This window comes from Anaerostipes amylophilus (genome assembly GCF_025567365.1).
GTDB lineage: Bacteria > Bacillota > Clostridia > Lachnospirales > Lachnospiraceae > Anaerostipes > Anaerostipes amylophilus.
In genome coordinates this window covers 60,975-79,464 of the sequence record NZ_JAOQJG010000004.1, presented here as the reverse complement: position 1 = coordinate 79,464, position 18,490 = coordinate 60,975, and the positions used below count along the sequence as shown (strand labels likewise).

Annotated in this window: 11 protein-coding genes; all 11 read right to left on the bottom strand. The window is 37.1% G+C overall.

Translation table 11 applies throughout. The annotated features are described in order from the left end of the window. Nucleotides 1-8: 8 nt before the first annotated feature. The 11 genes from OCV53_RS06725 to smc all read right to left on the bottom strand — a co-directional run bounded on the left by OCV53_RS06725 (nucleotide 9) and on the right by smc (nucleotide 18,477). Nucleotides 9-1,292 (bottom strand): M56 family metallopeptidase, encoded by a 1,284-nt coding sequence (locus OCV53_RS06725; RefSeq protein ID WP_172674552.1) that lies wholly within the window; start codon nucleotides 1,290-1,292, stop codon nucleotides 9-11. A gap of 133 nt (nucleotides 1,293-1,425) precedes the next feature. Continuing rightward, nucleotides 1,426-1,797, bottom strand: a complete 372-nt coding sequence (locus tag OCV53_RS06720; RefSeq protein WP_022375112.1) for a BlaI/MecI/CopY family transcriptional regulator — start codon at nucleotides 1,795-1,797, stop codon at nucleotides 1,426-1,428. Between the two features lie 194 nt (nucleotides 1,798-1,991). Continuing rightward, complete coding sequence (locus OCV53_RS06715; RefSeq protein ID WP_055197280.1) at nucleotides 1,992-3,914, bottom strand: glycoside hydrolase family 13 protein; 1,923 nt, start codon at nucleotides 3,912-3,914, stop codon at nucleotides 1,992-1,994. A gap of 27 nt (nucleotides 3,915-3,941) precedes the next feature. Then, nucleotides 3,942-6,380, bottom strand: a complete 2,439-nt coding sequence (locus OCV53_RS06710) for a glycogen/starch/alpha-glucan phosphorylase (protein WP_055197279.1) — start codon at nucleotides 6,378-6,380, stop codon at nucleotides 3,942-3,944. 62 nt (nucleotides 6,381-6,442) lie between these two features. Further along, nucleotides 6,443-7,888 (bottom strand): glycogen synthase, encoded by a 1,446-nt coding sequence (locus OCV53_RS06705; RefSeq protein WP_022375109.1) that lies wholly within the window; start codon nucleotides 7,886-7,888, stop codon nucleotides 6,443-6,445. After that, nucleotides 7,881-9,014 (bottom strand): glucose-1-phosphate adenylyltransferase subunit GlgD, encoded by a 1,134-nt coding sequence (glgD, locus tag OCV53_RS06700; RefSeq protein ID WP_055197276.1) that lies wholly within the window; start codon nucleotides 9,012-9,014, stop codon nucleotides 7,881-7,883. Before glgD ends, OCV53_RS06705 begins: the two co-directional genes overlap by 8 nt. A 13-nt stretch (nucleotides 9,015-9,027) precedes the next feature. After that, nucleotides 9,028-10,212 (bottom strand): glucose-1-phosphate adenylyltransferase, encoded by a 1,185-nt coding sequence (locus OCV53_RS06695; RefSeq protein WP_022375107.1) that lies wholly within the window; start codon nucleotides 10,210-10,212, stop codon nucleotides 9,028-9,030. Between the two features lie 16 nt (nucleotides 10,213-10,228). Further along, on the bottom strand, nucleotides 10,229-12,409 hold the full coding sequence (glgB, locus tag OCV53_RS06690; protein ID WP_022375106.1) for a 1,4-alpha-glucan branching protein GlgB: 2,181 nt from the start codon (nucleotides 12,407-12,409) through the stop codon (nucleotides 10,229-10,231). 342 nt (nucleotides 12,410-12,751) lie between these two features. Continuing rightward, nucleotides 12,752-13,969: a threonine ammonia-lyase gene (ilvA, locus tag OCV53_RS06685; protein WP_022375105.1), complete on the bottom strand. Its 1,218-nt coding sequence runs from the start codon at nucleotides 13,967-13,969 to the stop codon at nucleotides 12,752-12,754. Nucleotide 13,970: 1 nt separating this feature from the next. After that, nucleotides 13,971-14,906 carry a signal recognition particle-docking protein FtsY gene (gene ftsY / locus OCV53_RS06680; RefSeq protein WP_022375104.1) on the bottom strand — a complete coding sequence of 312 codons (936 nt, stop codon included), beginning with the start codon at nucleotides 14,904-14,906 and terminating at the stop codon, nucleotides 13,971-13,973. Nucleotides 14,907-14,919: 13 nt separating this feature from the next. Continuing rightward, nucleotides 14,920-18,477, bottom strand: a complete 3,558-nt coding sequence (gene smc, locus OCV53_RS06675; RefSeq protein ID WP_055197274.1) for a chromosome segregation protein SMC — start codon at nucleotides 18,475-18,477, stop codon at nucleotides 14,920-14,922. Nucleotides 18,478-18,490: the final 13 nt, after the last annotated feature.

Genomic DNA, 18,490 nt, shown 5'->3' with positions numbered 1-18,490 from the left:
TTATTGTTTTATTTTTTATTATCCAGATATGTAAACATAAAAACTTTTACTTTCGTCTTATATCTGTTTTCTACAAATACCCTGTAATTTCCCTCTTTCTGAATCTTGATCGAACAGTTAACATCCATGGAATTCATTGCATACCATTCTTTTCCCCGATCATCAATGATCCCTGAAACAAATTTTGAATCGTTCTTGGTATTTTCATCCATGGAATTTCCATTTGAAATCTCTACTGTCTCTCCTTTCTTTAGATAGACAGAGTTCGATTCCATTCTTGTCCCGGCTTTTAATTTCTGCACGAATACAAGATCATCTTTTTTTCTGGTAATTCTTTCTTTCATTGGTACAACTGGAAGCTTCTTTGCGAGTCTGATTTCATCATGTACTTCCAGTTTCTCAACATCCGTAACTTCTGCGATTGGCTCAGGGTCCATATATTTTTCCCTAAGATCACTAACTGTTATGACTGTTCTCATATAAATATCGTGATATCCTCTTGTAATAAATATCACAGCAAACATGGAAGTCACAAACAATAATGTACCCATACAAAGCCCTGCAAAAATCTTTATTATGTTCATACTTTCAATTGCCCTAATCCTGTATATCCTTGTCTTCAGCTGATTCTTATCTTCATATAGTGTTGCACAAAGATACGCCCCTTTTTCAAATGGTTTTATTCCTAGTCTGCATATGGTTGTAAAATATTCTTTCTTATTCTTTAAGATCTTTGTAACCGCCTGATCACAATAGCTTTCATTCCAGCTGTCTACATCAAAGACAAATCTCTGGATTAGTGGATTCCACCAGAAGACAATACGGCTGAATGCACAAAGCTGTTTCCATAGGATATCCTTATGACGGCAATGCATCAGTTCGTGTGCAAAAATGACATCCAGTTCTTCCTTGGAATAATCTTTTACTGGCAGCAAGATGACCGGTTTTATGATACCGCATATGATTGGTGTTGCGATCGTATAGGTCTGTTTCACTATTACATTTTGATGAATTCTAAGTTTCTTCTGCCACTCGTCCTTTACCTTTATCACATCTTTTTCACATAAACATGCTGTATTGATCAGATATTTCAACCTCTTGTGGATCTGAATACTATGAACGAAAGCTTTGCCCCATCCAACTGCCCAGATCAGCAAAAAGCATCCAAACACATAAGGCAATGGATAATCTATTGAAAATGTCACATTATCATCGTACACACGGAATAATAAAACAAATACAACAGGTATCAAAAATGATAAGATCACAACTCTTAGTAATCTGATGCTCATCTTTATCAATCCCATTTTCTCAAGTGGCTTTTCTAATAATTTAAAACAGATAAATATGCAGCTTCCTGTCAATGCATTTAACAAAATCAAACTCATTATATAAATAATAGTCTGTTTGATCGTATAAATTATATTAATCCAAATCATCAATTAAATCCTGTAATTCTTCTTTCTCCTCTGGTGTGATCGTCTTTGTCAGTGTCTGGAACATTTCCTTGACCGAACCATCGTGCCAGAAATCTTTCATCTTTCTCATCTGTTCCTCACGGTATTCTTCCTCAGAAATGATCGCTGTGATATAACTGTAGTTTCCTCTTACTTCTGTGTTTAGAAAACCTTTGTCTTTTAGTTTTGCTATATAAGTTTTTACTGTGCTTCTTGCATAATCACGATCATAATGGTCTTTTAAATACTCGATAATATCATATGCCGTGATGTCATCTCCTAGTTTCCAGATACTCTTCATTATCAAAATTTCCACTTCTGATAATTCTTTTAATTTCATTCTTTTATCACCCTCCTTTATTGGTTATATTTATAGTTAATTATAACTATAGTTAATCTGAATGTAAATGATTTTCTCAAATTATTTCTTTTTCTCTATTGTGCATAATTTCATCACTTGTTTTTCGTTAAAATGCACAAAAAAGGCAGCTTCTCTTTGAAACTGCCTTTTTCTTTGGTCTTAATGCATTTTTGTTACAGCTCTATGATCTTGTAATCCATTGGTGCTGCCTTTGCCTTAACCACAGTCTTTGTTAAATTCTTTGACAGTAGCTGTAATTCACTCTCGCTTACACCTTCTTTAGCTTCTGCAAGATCGATCTCAATCTCTTTTTCCATTTGTGTTGGATTGATAAGAAGCAGCAATGCTTTATTCTCACATGCCTCTCCAAAAACATCTTTTTTTCTACTGATAAAACGCAGGATGGCTAGTACATCATCGTCTGCTGCCATATACAATGCATGTCCTGTCTGCAATACCTTTTCCTGATTTCTCATATTAGTAAGTTTCAGAACATCCTGATATGTTTCTTTATCATTTTCAAAAAATGTTCCCCTGTTAAATGGATCCATCAATCCATGCATTCCGTATTCATCTCCATAATAAATACATGGCATTCCAGGAACAAAGAACTGGACTGCTATCGCAAGCCTTGTGAGGGATTTTCCTTTCTGATCCATCTTTGATGTTATGACATATTCTGCCTGCTGCTCTCTCGATGGAAAGTTCTCGTTCATTCCTGTTGCAAGTGTCGTCCGAATTCTTGGAATATCATGAGAGGATAATAGGTTCATCAGTGCATAATACAGTGGTTTTGGATAGTTGCACTGCTGGGATAGCAGGAATGTCTTCATATCTTCGGCGCTTTGATTGCCGAGTAAATAATCTGTGACATTGACTTTCAACGGATAGTTCATTGCGCTGTCTAAGCCTTTTCCCAACGCGTATTTACGTTTCGTTCCGTAGCTTTCTTTGGTTGTGACATCTTCCCATACTTCCCCGATCAAGGCATAATTCTTGAACTTATTCTTTAGTTCACTTCGCAGTTTAAAGATAAATTCATCTGGAAGCTCATCTGCTACATCAAGACGGAACCCTGATGCTCCAAGACTTAACCAGTGTTTGATCACCGAATCTTCTCCTGTGATAATGTAATCCACAAATTTCTCATTTAGTTCATTGACTTCCGGAAGGGTTTCAAATCCCCACCAGCTCTTATAAGTTCCGTCCTCATTAAAGTCATACCAGTCGTAATACTTCGATTCTTCTCCCTGATATGCACCGGGTTCCTGATAGTTTCCCCTCTTATTAAAATAGACGCTGTCATCTCCGGTATGGGAATATACGCCGTCTAAGATCACATGAATCCTTCGTTCTTTGGCAAGCTGGCATAGCCGCTTGAAATCTTCGTTATTCCCAAGGAATGGATCGACTTTCTTATAATCTGATGTATTGTAGCGGTGATTTGATGCTGCTTCTCCGATTGGGTTTAAATAAATACAGTTGATTCCTAATCGTTTAAGGTCATCTAGTTTTGATATGATTCCTTCGATATCTCCTCCAAAATAATCACACGGATCATAAAATTCTTTTCCAGGAAGTGGTCCAAAGATTGGGCGTTCTTCCCATTCATCGTGAAGATACACATCTCTTCCCATACTCTCATGGTATGCTTTTCCACGTTCCATATTCTTTTTATTTCCCTGACAGAAACGGTCTGGAAAAATCTGATACATGATTCCTTTAGACATCCATCTTGGTGTGTCAAAGTCTTTTTCATATACCGTGATCTGGAAACTTTGTGGAGTGTCATCATAGATCATCCCTTCTCCCTGTGTCTGTCCATGCTTCGCTCCATAAAAATAACATCTGCCATGTTCCCAGATTCGAAAATAATACCACACAATCCCTGCTTCATTTGTAATCTTTAAATGTTCTTCCATACAGTCTTTTTTTCGTTTCATCTCGTATTCCCGATGAAAGGTTTCGGAATACATAATAATCTCTGCTTTGCTGACCGACTTCCCTGTTTCATAAAGCCTTATGGTCATCTCACTTCCGCAGGTGACTGCTCCTACGGGAGTTCTGTATTTTTCTATTGACGCGTTATGAATCATAATATTAATCTCATCTTCTTGTAACTCTTATTTTACTGGTTTCAGGTTCCAGATTTTTTCATTATATTGTTCAATCGTTCGGTCTGATGAAAAATATCCGGATTTTGCTGTATTGATCACTGTTTTTTTGATCCATTCCTCTTTTTGATCTACATACAGCCGGTACATTGTTTCATATGTTTCGATGTAAGATGGAAAATCTGCCAGAACATAATATGGATCTGCTTCTCCATATTCCCCAAATAGTAACGACTGGTAGATTTCTGAATATTTCTTGCCGTAGTATAACAGATTTCCTTCGATCAGGCAGTTGCATACATCACGAATCCATGGATTATTTTCAAATATGATTCCTGGATTGTATGTATGATAGGTTTTTTTATTATAATTACCTTCTGCACTATCTCCGAAAATAAAGATATTTTCTCTTCCGACTCTATCAGCGATCTCTATATTCGCTCCGTCCATAGTTCCGATCGTTAATGCTCCGTTCATCATAAATTTCATATTTCCAGTTCCAGAAGCTTCCATTCCGGCAGTTGATATCTGTTCACTGATATCTGCTGCCGGAATCAACATTTCTGCAACAGACACACAATAATCTTCTACAAAAACAACCTGAATCTTTCCTTTCATATCCGGATCTTTGTTAACCATCTCTGCCACAGAATGAATCAGCCTTATGATCTCTTTTGCTTTCGTATACCCAGGTGCCGCCTTTGCTGCAAAAATAAATGTGATCAGTGTCGTAATACATTCCGGATCTTTTTTGATCCTCTGATAAACATAAATGATATGCAGACATTTCATTAACTGCCGTTTATATTCATGCAGACGTTTACAATGTACATCAAAGATGGAATCTGGATTAATTTCAATTCCTTGTTTTTCTTTAATATATTTTGCAAATCGAATCTTATTATTCTCTTTTACTTCGCTGTATTTCTTTAAGAATTCTTCATCCTCTTTATATAGAAGAAACTGTTCAAACAGATGATAATCTTTAAGAATATCTCCCTTTATATATTCTTTCGCCAAATGATAAAGTCCCTGATTTGCAAGCCCAAACCAACGTCTGTGTGTGATCCCATTTGTGATCGCAAGATTTTTCTGTGGAAAGATACGATACGAACTATTAAATATCTTCTCTTTCAGAATATCCCCATGAAGGTTTGATACTCCGTTCACTCTTCTGCATACTGCTACACATAAATTTGCCATGCGGATCTCATTGTTTCCGATAATCGCCATACTTCGCACTTTTTCTTCATCATGACTGTAATATGCCCTAATCTTATTACAGTATTTTTCATTGAACGCGCAGACGATCTGATAAATTCTTGGAAGCAAAAAACGAAACATATTTTCATCCCAGCATTCCATGGCTTCTGTCATGATCGTATGGTTTGTATAATGGAACATTTTCTTTACAATCTGATAAGCTTCGTCCCATCCAAATCCTTCTTCATCCATCAAAATCCTCATTAATTCTGGAATTGCAAGAGCTGGATGTGTTTCATTGATCTGAATTACAACATGATCTGGCAATGTATGCAGATCATCAAATATCTGTTTATGTCTCTTGAGCATTGACTGCATTGTTGCAGATGCAAGAAAATAAAACTGTTTTAACCTTAACTGTTTCCCCGGCATATGGTCATCGGATGGATATAATACTTTTGATATTGCTTCGGCAAATGTCTGATCTGCCATTGCTTTATCATAGATTCCTTCATTAAAAGAATGAAAATCAAATCTTTGTTTACTTCTTGCACTCCATAAGCGAAGAGTTGCCGGAGTTTTGGTTTTGTATCCAATGATCGGCATATCATATGGAACTGCGATCACTGTATTATAATCTTTGTGCTTGATCTCTAAACCATTCTCTGTCCAGTTTTCCTCAATTGTTCCGTTAAAATGAACTTCTACACTTAATTCGGGCCGTTCAATTTCCCATATATTTCCGTCTCTTAGCCAGTCATCTTCCATCTCGATCTGAGTTCCATCGACAATCTTTTGACGAAACATCCCATATTCATAGCGGATTCCACAACCAACTGCTGGCAGTTCCATGGTTGATAGTGAGTCTAAGAAACATGCTGCAAGCCGCCCAAGTCCACCATTTCCAAGTCCTGCTTCGTTCTCTTCCTCTGTGATCACATCAAAGTCAATTCCCATCTCCCAGAATGCTGCTTTATATGTTTCATATAGTCCTAAATTGATCAGATTATTTGAAAATGCTCTTCCTAAAAGAAATTCTGCAGACATATAATAAAGTTTCTTTGCCCCTTGTTCCTGAACTCTTCTTCTGCTGTCCGCCCAGGATGTCATGATATCTTTCCTGATACACTCTGCTGCCGCTTTATAAATTTCATCATTGGTCGCCTCACCGATCGTTGTTCCTAAGGCATGAATCAGTTTACTCTTGATCCTTTGTACGATCTGTTTGCTGTCTGTTACGTTCATCTATGCCTCCTTTCTGTGAAAAAAACAGGGCATCTTATAGATGCCCGTTGTTTTTCTGAAATTTATAATACGCTCTTATACATATCCAGATAAATTTTTGCAGATTTTGCAAAACTGTTATCGGATTCCATAGCTCTTCTGATCAGTCCATGTTTTCTCTTTGGACTCTGCAGAGTCTGTAATGCATAACGGATTGCTCCAAGCATCTCGTGTGCATTGTAGTTTGCAAATGAGAATCCATTTCCTGTATCTTCGTATTCATTGTAGCTTTGTACCGTATCACGCAGTCCACCTGTCTCACGTACGATTGGAAGTGTTCCGTATCGAAGTGCGATCATCTGTGAAATTCCACATGGTTCAAATTTGGATGGCATTAAGAACAGATCACTCGCTGCATAAATCTGGTGTGCAATCGCATTATCATATGCGATGTATGAACATACTCTTCCTTTGTATTTATTTTCCATATAACGGAAGAATTCTTCATATTCATAATCACCCGTTCCAAGAATTACAAATGCAACATTCTCTGTACACATGATCTCATCTAACATGTATTTTACAAGATCCAGACCTTTCTGCTCTGTTAATCTTGTAACCATACCGATGATCGGAACTCCTGGTGTGATGGATAATCCAAGATTCTTAATCAGTTCGATCTTATCCTTTTTCTTTCCAGATAGATCATCTTTGTTAAAATGATATGGAATAAGCGGATCTGTCTCTGGATTAAATTCTTCCTGGTTCATTCCGTTTAAGATTCCCCATGTATCTCCTGCTCTTGCATTCAAAATTCCTTCCTGACGATATGCGAATGCAGGATCACGGATCTCCTGTGCGTAAGTTGGACTTACTGTACTCAAGCGATCTGCAAATACGAGGGCTGCTTTCATAAAGCTTGCACACTCATAATTATGCATAAATTCTGGTGTATCATATTTTGGATCGATTCCTAACCAATGTTCGAACTGATCAAATCCAAACTCTCCCTGATACATCATGTTGTGAATCGTAAAGATCGTTTTCGCATTTCCAATATCCCAATGTCCGTACTGTGTACGAAGTAAGATTGGGATCAGCCCTGTCTGCCAGTCATTACAGTGAATCACATCTGGAATAAATCCAATACGGCTTGCTGCCTCGATCACGGCACGGCAGAAGAAAGCATACTGCTCTCCTTCTGCAAGTCCACCGCGGTATACAGCATCTCCAAAGAAGCCTTCATTATCGATCAGATAATATGTAACATCATTGTAAAATAGTTCTTCTACACCGACATATGTTTCTCCACCAGCAAAGTTGATGTTGAAATCTGCCCGATGTTTTGTCTGAGCGCCATACTTGCCTTTCATCTGACTATGAAAAGGCATGATCACACGAGCATCAGCACCAATCTGGTTTAATTCTTTTGGAAGCGTTCCCATAACATCGGCCAACCCTCCAAGTTTCACAAATGGTGCACATTCAGCTCCTGCTAATAGCACTTTCAGTGAATTATTTTTACTCATTAACACTTGCTCCTTTCGGAATGAATACTGGATGGTTTGAAGATCCTGATAAGTGTGCCTTTGAATAAACTTTTACATGTCGGTCTAAGATTGTATTATTGATTTCTGCTTCTGGTGCGATAAATCCTTCTGCCATAACTACAGAATTCTTGATCACTGCACCTTCTGCAATCTGTGATCCACGGAAGATGATGGAATTCTCAACTGTACCATCTACTTCACATCCACTACAGATCAAACTATTGCTGACTTTCGCATTTGATCCATATTTTGCTGGTGCTCCATCGGCAGATTTTGTATAAATTCTTCTTCTTGCAAGGAATAACTCATTGTAAACTTCTGGTTTTAACATATCCATATTAACATTATAGTATGCTTCCAAAGATGTGATACATCCAACATATCCTTTATATTCATATCCCTGAATAGCCAGTCGGTCAAAGTTTGGAACAATAACATCAAAGAAGAAGTGTTTCTTATTATGTGCGATCGCTGTTTCGATAAAATCGATCAACAGTGTTGTTTTCATAATATAAGTATCCATACTCTTCTTATTAGAGCGATGTTTTCCTTCTGAATAGCACATATCAAGAACTTTGTCATCTTCATCTGTCTTTAAATAAACTCCTTCATAATCGCAGTTTGTTGCATCATCGCTGTTATCAAAATACATCAGTGAGATATCTGCTCCAGATTTGATATGTTTATCTAACATATCCTGAAAATCTGCATTAAAGATCACATAAGAACGTCCTAATAATACATATTTTTCTTTTGCTTTCTTTAAGAATCCAAGTGTTCCACGAAGTCCGTCCATAACACTTGCGTATTCTCCAGATGGAGATGCATCATTGATATATGGTGGGAAAATATATAATCCACCACGTTTTTTATTTAATCCCCAGTCTTTACCTGAGCTTACATGGCTTAATAAGGAATCATAGTTTCTTCTTGTTAATAATCCAACATTTTTAATTCCTGCATTTACCATGTTACTTAACATAAAGTCTACTGTACGATAACGTCCACCAACAGGAAGTGCTGATAAACTTCTGGATCGTACAAGGTCTTTTAACTTTCTATTTTCTTCTCCTGCATTGATAATACCTAACATCTGTTTATCCATATCTTCAATCCTCCTAGTGTAAGATGGTATCTGGGTAGATCATTGCTCCGTCTTCAACAGTTGCATTTTCTAATGCTACACAATGATATCCGATTACAGTTACATTATTTCCTTCTCCAACCTTGCAACCCTGTTCGATAACAACTTCTTCATCGATCAGTGCTTTGTCAATCTGGCAACCTGTTCTTACCACAGTATCTTTCATGATCACACTGTTTTTAACAACACTGCCTTTTCCAATCTTAACACCAGAATGGATGACACAGTTTTCTACTTCTCCTTCAATGATACATCCATCGGCAAGAATAGAATTCTTAACAGATGCACCTGGTGCTACAAAATGAGGTGGTAATGAGAAGTTTCTTGTGTAGATTCTCATCTTATCATCATTTAAGTCAATCTGAGGATTTTCATCTAGAAGTTCCATATTAGCTTCCCATAAGCTGTCGATCGTTCCTACATCTCTCCAGTATCCATCAAATGAGTAAGCATACATCTTTCTTCCATCTTCCAACATTCTTGGAATGATATTCTTACCAAAGTCATGTTCTGATTCTGGATCATTTCCATCATCGATCAGATACTGACGGATCAGTTTCCATTTAAAGATATAAATACCCATAGAAGCTTTTGTACTCTTTGGTTCTGCTGGTTTTTCTTCGAATTCATAAATACGTTCATCTTCATCTGTATTCATGATTCCAAAACGTTTTGCTTCTTCATATGTAACATTCAAAACAGAGATTGTACAATCTGCATCTTTTTCTTTATGATACTGAAGCATTTTTGCATAATCCATTGTACAGATCTGGTCTCCAGATAATACGATGATATGGTCTGGATCATAATTATCAATAAAGTTGATGTTCTGATAAATCGCATCTGCTGTTCCACGATACCAGTTACCTGTTTCCCCACGCATATAAGGAGGTAATACATATGCTCCACCATTTAGATCATCCAGATCCCAGAATCCTCCAGTACCAATATATGCATTTAACTCTAATGGTTCATACTGTGTTAATACTCCGACAGTATCAATTCCTGAGTTTGCACAGTTTGATAATGGGAAGTCAATGATCTTATATTTTCCACCATATGATACAGCTGGTTTTGCTTTCTTCTGAGTTAATGCGAACAGTCTGCTACCTTGTCCCCCTGCAAGCAGCATCGCAACGATTTCTTTCTTGTTAATCATAACTCTTGTTCCTCCTTTATTTTACACCTTGATTTTTATTCTTATTAGTTCTTCTTGTCTTTCTTGCTTTCTTTTTTGGCTGCTCCTTTTCTTTTGTTACAGTTTTGGTTGTTTCTTTTGTATCTTCCTTCTTTGAAGTCTCACTCTTTGGTGCAGGTTTCTTCTCCTGCACTGCTTTCTTGATAGGTTCTGCCTTCTTTGTCTCTTCTACAACTTCTTTTGTTACTTTCTTAGCTGTCTCAGTTTTTTTCGCAGTCGTCTTTCGTGGTTTTTTCTCCACTTCCTCGATCTTATAATATACAACGCTTAGTGGTTTTAAGGAAATCTGTGCACACTGCTGATATGTTGCCTTTCCTTCTGATGGTACTTTCACACGTTTTGTTGAAACTTTTGTTTCTGAAACATCACCATCTCCACCAAAATCAAGCTCACTGCTGTCTAAGATCTTCGTAAGTTTTGATTTCTTTGGCAATGGAATCAGATACTTATCCCATTCCATCGGTGTAAAATTGCAGACACAAAGGATCTGTTCCTGTTTTCTTCCTCTGCCTCTCTTACTCTTTCGTATAAATGCTACAACACTATGATCTGCATCACGCTGTAAACACCATTCAAATCCTGCTGGATCCTGATCTAATTCATAAAACGCTGGATGAGCTTTATAAATTTCATTTAATTTTGCTACATATTCATGGAAAGAATCATGCATCTCATACTGGTCAATCAAGAACCAGTCAAGCTGTTCCTTGTCTCTCCACTCGACAAACTGAGCAAATTCTCCACCCATAAATAATAATTTCTTACCAGGATGTGCGATCGTAAATCCATATAATGTACGCAAAGATGCAAACTTCTCATCATATGCTCCATACATCTTATTGATCATGGAACCTTTGCCATGAACAACCTCATCATGTGAATATGGCAGAATATAGTTCTCACTGTATGCATAATCCATAGAAAAAATGATCGCTCCATGATTATCTTTACGATATAATGGATCAAGTTCCATATAATAAAGGGAATCATGCATATATCCCATATTCCACTTATAAACAAATCCAAGTCCATCTGGATCATCGATATCACTTGTGACTTTTGGATATGCTGTAGATTCTTCTGCGATCGTTAGGAATCCTTCATATGTTGTACGAAGTGCTTCATTTAGATTACGAAGGAAATCAACCGCTTCATAGTTGATATTCGTTCCATCTTCGTTCGGCACATATTCACCTTCCTGTTTTCCAAAATCAAGATAAAGCATTGCTGATACAGCATCAATACGGATTCCATCAACATGATAAATATCTGCGAAGAACATTGCACTTGAGATCAGGAAACTTTGTACTTCTGGCTTCCCATAATTAAATAATAATGTTCCCCAGTCTGGCTGGCTTCCTTTTCTAGGATCTTCATGATCATAAATATGTGTTCCATCAAACATCGCCAATCCATGTTCATCTCTTGGGAAATGAGCTGGTACCCAGTCAAGGATCACACTGATTCCTGCTTTATGCAATTCATTGATCATATAATTGAAATCTTCTGGTGTTCCATATCTTGATGTTACCCCATAATATCCTGTTACCTGATATCCCCAGGAAAGATCGTATGGATATTCTGTGATCGGCATTAATTCGACATGTGTATATCCCATCTTTTGAAGATAAGGGATCAGCATATCAGCAATCTCTCTGTAATTATAAAACTCTCTCTCTTCTTCCTGTGGCATACGCCATGTTCCAAGATGCAATTCATAAATGGACATTGGTTGATCTATTGCCTGACGTTTCTTTCTCTGATTGATAAAACGTTTGTCAGACCATTTGAAATCGTCAAAATCCCAGACTTTTGATGCTGTATCAGGTCTGCACTCTGCATAGAACGCAAATGGATCACTCTTATAACGACAGATTCCATCGTATCCTTCTACATAATACTTGTACAGATCACCTTTCTTAAGTCCTTCAATCTCTATCGTATAGATTCCATCTTTGTCACCCTTCATTGGGTGGGCGAGTGGATTCCAAAAGTTGAAATCTCCTACGACACTTACTGATTTTGCATTTGGAGCCCAAACAGTAAATCTGTGAGTCTTTGTCTTCTTCTGGTAATGACAGCCAAACGTTAAATATGCTTGTCTGGCCTTCCCAGTCTGAAACAAATACAAATCCTCACGATTGATAGTTTCACTCATAGTATAACTCCTCCTTAAAATTTCCAAAACAAATAAAAAAGCGTAAACAGTCATGAACAATCTTCTTGTAAATGGCTTATTTACGCTTATTAGTCATATCTTTAATTTCTATATGTATAGCAAAGAATGTGACACGCTGTCATCTTACAAGATATTTCATATTCAAAGAACAATGTACTGTAAATATCTTTCGTTTCTTGTCCACTTTCTGGTCATTTATCCGCTGTTCAAAAAGTGTTTGTTTCACTAACTTTATTATACCAAAAATCAAAGTATATTTCAACAAATTGTACAATATTTAATACTTAAATTATTGTCATATTGTGAAATTCATCCAACCAATTAATATACAGATTTTGAATTTCTGATTTTAGGATCATATCCAGCTTTTTTCAATGCTTTGATGATCTTATTTTTGTGTTCACTACCGAATGCTTCCATTGTGATCGTAAGTTCTACCGCACTGTTTCTGTTGATACTTACGAACTGGTTATGTTCAAGCTTAACGATATTTCCCTGTGTTTCAGCGATCACCTGAGATACTCTTGTTAGTTCTCCTGGTTTATCTGGAAGGAATACAGATACTGTAAAGATTCGATCTCTCATGATCAGTCCATGCTGTACTAAAGATGCAATTGTGATCACATCCATATTTCCACCACTGATGATAGATACAACTTTCTTATTCTTTACGTCCAGATGTTTTAATGCTGCAATCGTTAATAATCCAGAGTTTTCTGCTAACATTTTATGATTTTCTAGCAGATCTAAGAAACATGGGATCAATTCTTCATCTTCTACTGTGATAATGTCATCAAGATTCTCCTGAACATATGGGAAAATAATCTTTCCAGGTGTCTGTACTGCTGTACCATCAGCAATTGTACTGACATGATCACATGATACAACTTTTCCTGCTTCTAAAGAAGCTTTCATACAAGCTGCTCCTGCTGGTTCGACTCCAATGACTTTGATCTTTGGATTTAATAACTTGGCAAGTGTTGATACACCTGTTGCAAGTCCACCTCCACCGATTGGTACAAGAATGTAATCTACTGTTGGAAGTTCTTTGAAGATATCCATAGCGATCGTTCCCTGTCCTGTTGCAACCGTTGGATCATCAAATGGATGAACAAATGTATATCCATGTTCTGCTGCAAGATCTAATGCATGTGCACATGCTTCATCATATACATCTCCATGAAGGATTACTTCTGCTCCAAGATCTTTTGTTCTGTTTACTTTTAACAATGGAGTTGTTGTTGGCATAACGATTGTTGCTTTTACGCCCTGTCTCGCTGCTGCTAATGCAACCCCCTGTGCATGGTTTCCAGCAGATGCTGTGATCAGTCCTTTTGCTTTTTCTTCTTCAGATAATGTACTAATCTTGTAATATGCACCACGGATCTTGTAAGCTCCTGTAAGCTGCATGTTTTCTGGTTTTAAATAAACATCATTTCCTGTCTGGTTTGAAAAATATTCACTTTTGATCAGCTTTGTAGGAAGGACAACCTCCTGCACTTTATTATATGCTGCTTCAAAATCTTTTAGTTCTAACATTTTAATTTTCTTCTCCTTTTTCAAATAGTGCATTAACGAACATATCTGGATCAAACCTCTGAAGATCATCTACCTGTTCCCCAATACCAATATATTTTACCGGTATTCCTAATTCAGACTGGATTGCGATTGCAATACCACCTTTTGCTGTCCCATCTAATTTCGTTAAAATAATACCGGAAATATCTGTTGCTTCTTTGAACTGTTTTGCCTGTGCCATGGCATTTTGTCCTGTTGTTCCATCCAATACGATAAGTGTCTCTAGGTAAGCTTCACTGTATTCTTTCTGAATGATGCGATTGATCTTACTTAACTCATTCATCAGGTTCTTTTTGTTATGAAGACGTCCAGCTGTATCACATAATAATACATCAACATCTCTTGCTTTCGCAGCTGCTACTGCATCGTATACAACTGCTGCCGGATCTGCACCTTCTGCCTGACTGATAATATCAACACCAGCACGATTTGACCACTCTTTTAACTGCTCGATCGCTCCTGCACGGAATGTATCAGCTGCTGCAAGCAATACTTTCTTTCCCTGTCCTTTTAAAGATGCTGCAAGTTTTCCAACAGATGTTGTTTTACCTACACCATTTACTCCAATTACAAGTACCACGCTTTTTTTATCAGCAAAATCATAAGCAGTATCATCAAGACGCATTTGGTCTTTGATGGAGTCGATCAAAAGCTGTCTGCATTCTTCCGGCTCTTTGATCTTATTTTCTTTTACTTTTTTCTTCAAATCTTCAATGATATTCATGGTTGTATCAATTCCCATATCACTCATGATCAAAATTTCTTCCAGTTCTTCGTAAAAATCTTCATCGATTCCAGAAAATCCACTGAAAATAGAATCAAAACTTGAGGCGATATTGTCTCTTGTTTTTGATAACCCTTGGGCAAGTCGTTTAAAAAAACCTTTCTTTTCTGACATAGCTGTTCTCCTTTTATTCATCTAAATCATTCTCGATCAAATTAACAGAAACCTGTGTGGATATTCCCTTCTCCTGCATCGTGATACCATATAAGACATCTGCTGCCATCATCGTTCCTCTCCGATGTGTGATCACGATAAACTGGGTATCCTTTGTAAGTTTATGCAGATATTTTGCAAATCTTGTAACATTCGAATCATCTAATGCCGCTTCTATCTCATCTAACAGGCAGAATGGCGATGGTTTTAAGTTCTGAATTGCAAATAACAATGAGATTGCTGTTAATGCTTTTTCTCCACCGGAAAGCTGCATCATATTCTGAAGTTTCTTTCCAGGTGGCTGTGCAATGATCCTTATTCCTGATTCTAACACATCATCATCGGTAAGTTCCAGTCTTGCTTCTCCTCCACCGAACAATTCCACAAAAACCTCCTGAAATACTCTCTGGATGTCTTTGAATTTTTCATTAAACTGACGTCTCATAGCTTCTTCAAGCTCTTCCATCAACCCTGCTAAATGTGCCTCTGCTGTTACGATATCTTCATGCTGTTTCTGCATAAATTCATAACGCTCAGAAACTTCTTTATAATCTTCGATCGCATTGATATTAACTGGTCCAAGATCTTTGATCTGTTTCTTTAATCGGTTGATTGTTTCTTTGATCCTTAAAAGACTTTCTGTCTCATTCAGCTCCAATCTTTGCTTCGCCTGATGGTAAGTAACCTCGTAGTTTTCCCACATATAATCAAGCAATTCTTTTTTCTTTTGCTTTTTACCATCTTTCTGACTTTCCAGACGATAGATTTCTTTATCATATCCACTGACACGTTCTATCATCTCTTCGCGTTCTTTCAAGATATCTTTGTAAAGTATTTCTTTTGTTTTTACTTCTTCCTGAATCTTTTGATGTCTCTTTTGATCTGTTATGATCTTTTGTTCCATCAAGTTTAAAGAATCTTTAAGTTCTTCAATCTGCTGTTGTAATGTCTTTACATTCTCATTGACATCTCCTACATCTTTTTGATTCTCATTAAATTCTTCACTAAGACGTTCAATCTCGGATCTTATACGCTCCTGATTATCTTCCTGAAACTCTAGTTTCTGCGATTCCTGACTTAAACGCATATGAACTTTTGATACTTCCATTGCATGCTTTTCTGCACATTTTCGAAGATATTCTAATTTCTCATCAATTACTTTATTTCGTTCTTCGTCCTGTTCATTCGCACTTTCAAGATCCATCTGCTCATCCTGCAGTCTGTCTGCATCTTCTGTTGCTGTATATAACTCTCGTTTCAGTCTATCTTTTTGCAGCACTAGCTGTTCTTTTCTCTTTGTCAGTTCTTCCTGTCTGTTTTCGATTGCTGTGCGTGACATCTGTTGTGTATTCAATTCCAGAGATATCGCTTGAATGTCTTGCTCTAAGTTTACCATATTTTGCTGATATTCTTTGAGTTTTTTTTCATTTTCATCATATTTTTTTTCATCTTTTGCTATTGTCTGAGTCCATTTATCAAGTCGTCCCTTTAGTTCTTCAACTTCTCTGGATCTTCCAAGTAGATTACTCTTATTCTTAAATGCACCACCTGACATGGAACCTCCACGATTCAAAGAGTCTCCCTCAAGTGTTACAATTCTTACATTATGATGATATTTATCAGCAATCCTGATTCCTGCATCCATATCTTCTACAACAAGAATCTTCCCAAGAAGCGATGAGAACAGTTCCTTATATGTTTCATCGTATTGCACAAGCATATTAGCCGATCCGACCACTCCCGGTTCTGAAAGAATTTCTTCTCTTGCAAATGATTTTCCTTTTATTGCATCTAACGGCAGGAATGTCACTCTTCCATAACGATTCTTTTTAAGATATTCAATCATTTTCTTCGCTGTTTTCTGTGTATCCGTTACAATGTTCTGGATACTTCCTCCAAGAGCTGTTTCGATTGCTGTCTCATACTTTGCTTCTACCTTAATGATATCTGCAACCACTCCAATGATCCCTGACTCCACAGCTTGCTGTTCCATGATCTTTTTGATTCCAAATCCATATCCATCATAACGTTCTGCCATATTCCGCACCGTTTCATAGTTTGAACGGATTCTATGGTATTTTTCTCTTTTTTTATCAATCTCTGTCTGAATCTGCCGACGTTCTACTGATAATGTTTCTTCGATTCTTTTGGCATTATGACGTTCAATCTCTAACTGCTCTTTCTTTCCTTTGATTGCTTTGATCTTATTGTTAAAAAGAGTTTTTTCGTTCTGCTGTTCTTTTATCTGTTGTTCTAATTCTTCCATCTGCTGCTCAAGACCAATAATCTGCACATTTAACTGTTCTTTTACAGTCTGTGATCGTTCGATAGCTCCAGCAACCCTCATACGGCCTTCTCTTACAGCATTCACTCTGATCTCAATCTCTTCGTGTTCTTTCTCAAAATCCTGAATCTGTTTCTGATACAGTGCAACTTCGCTTTCTTTTTGAATCTTTTGATCCATAACAGCTTCATATTCCTTACGGATCTCTTCTGTCTCCACTTCGAATCTCTTTAATTGCTGCTTCTTCTCATTCAGATCTTTAAACAGCTTATCTTTTGATTCCAGATATATACTTTCTCTCATACGTTCTGTATTGATCTGTTCTTTCAGTACCTGAATCTGCCCTTCTTTTTGCTGCTTTGTGATCTTCATCTCTGAAATTTCTGCTGCGATCGTTTCTATTTCCTGTTTTAAACTGTCCAAAAGTTCTTCTTGTTTTCCATATTTTTCTTTTGCTTTGGCAAGTGCATGTTCTGTCTGTTTCATCTCTCGCTGTGCAATCTCTATCTTTTGATCCAGCTCATTTAATTCCTGTTCAAGATTTCGATTTTCAAATAAAAACAATTTTACATCTTCATCTTTTAACTGATCTCTTAAAAGCAGATATTCTCTTGCACGTTCAGATTGTTTCTGAAGAGGTGAAACCTGACGTTCCAATTCTGTCAAAATATCTGTTACCCTTACAAGATTTTCTCGTTCGATTTCTAATGATCTCTGTGTCTCCAGCTTGTTTTTCTTATATTTTACAATTCCTGCCGCTTCATCAAAGAGTTCTCTTCGATCTTCTGGTTTTCCACTTAAGATCTGTTCGATCTGTCCCTGTCCAATGATAGAATAACCTTCTTTTCCAATTCCCGTATCAAAAAAAAGTTCTACAATATCTTTTCGCCTGCAGGCACTTCCATTGATCAGGTATTCGCTTTCACCAGAACGATATACTCTTCTGGCAACCGTCACTTCTTCAAACTGAATTGGCAGACTATGATCACTGTTATCTAGAGTAATCGCAACATATGCTGATCCCATTGGTTTTCTTAATTCTGTACCAGCAAAAATGACATCTTCCATTTTAGAACCACGAAGCTGCTTCGCTCTTTGTTCTCCAAGTACCCAACGCACTGCATCCGCAACATTGCTTTTTCCACTTCCATTTGGTCCTACGATTCCTGTAATTCCATGTTCAAATTTAAAAATCATTTTATGGGCAAAAGATTTAAAACCATTGACTTCAATACTTTTTAAATACATGTCCACCTCTGCT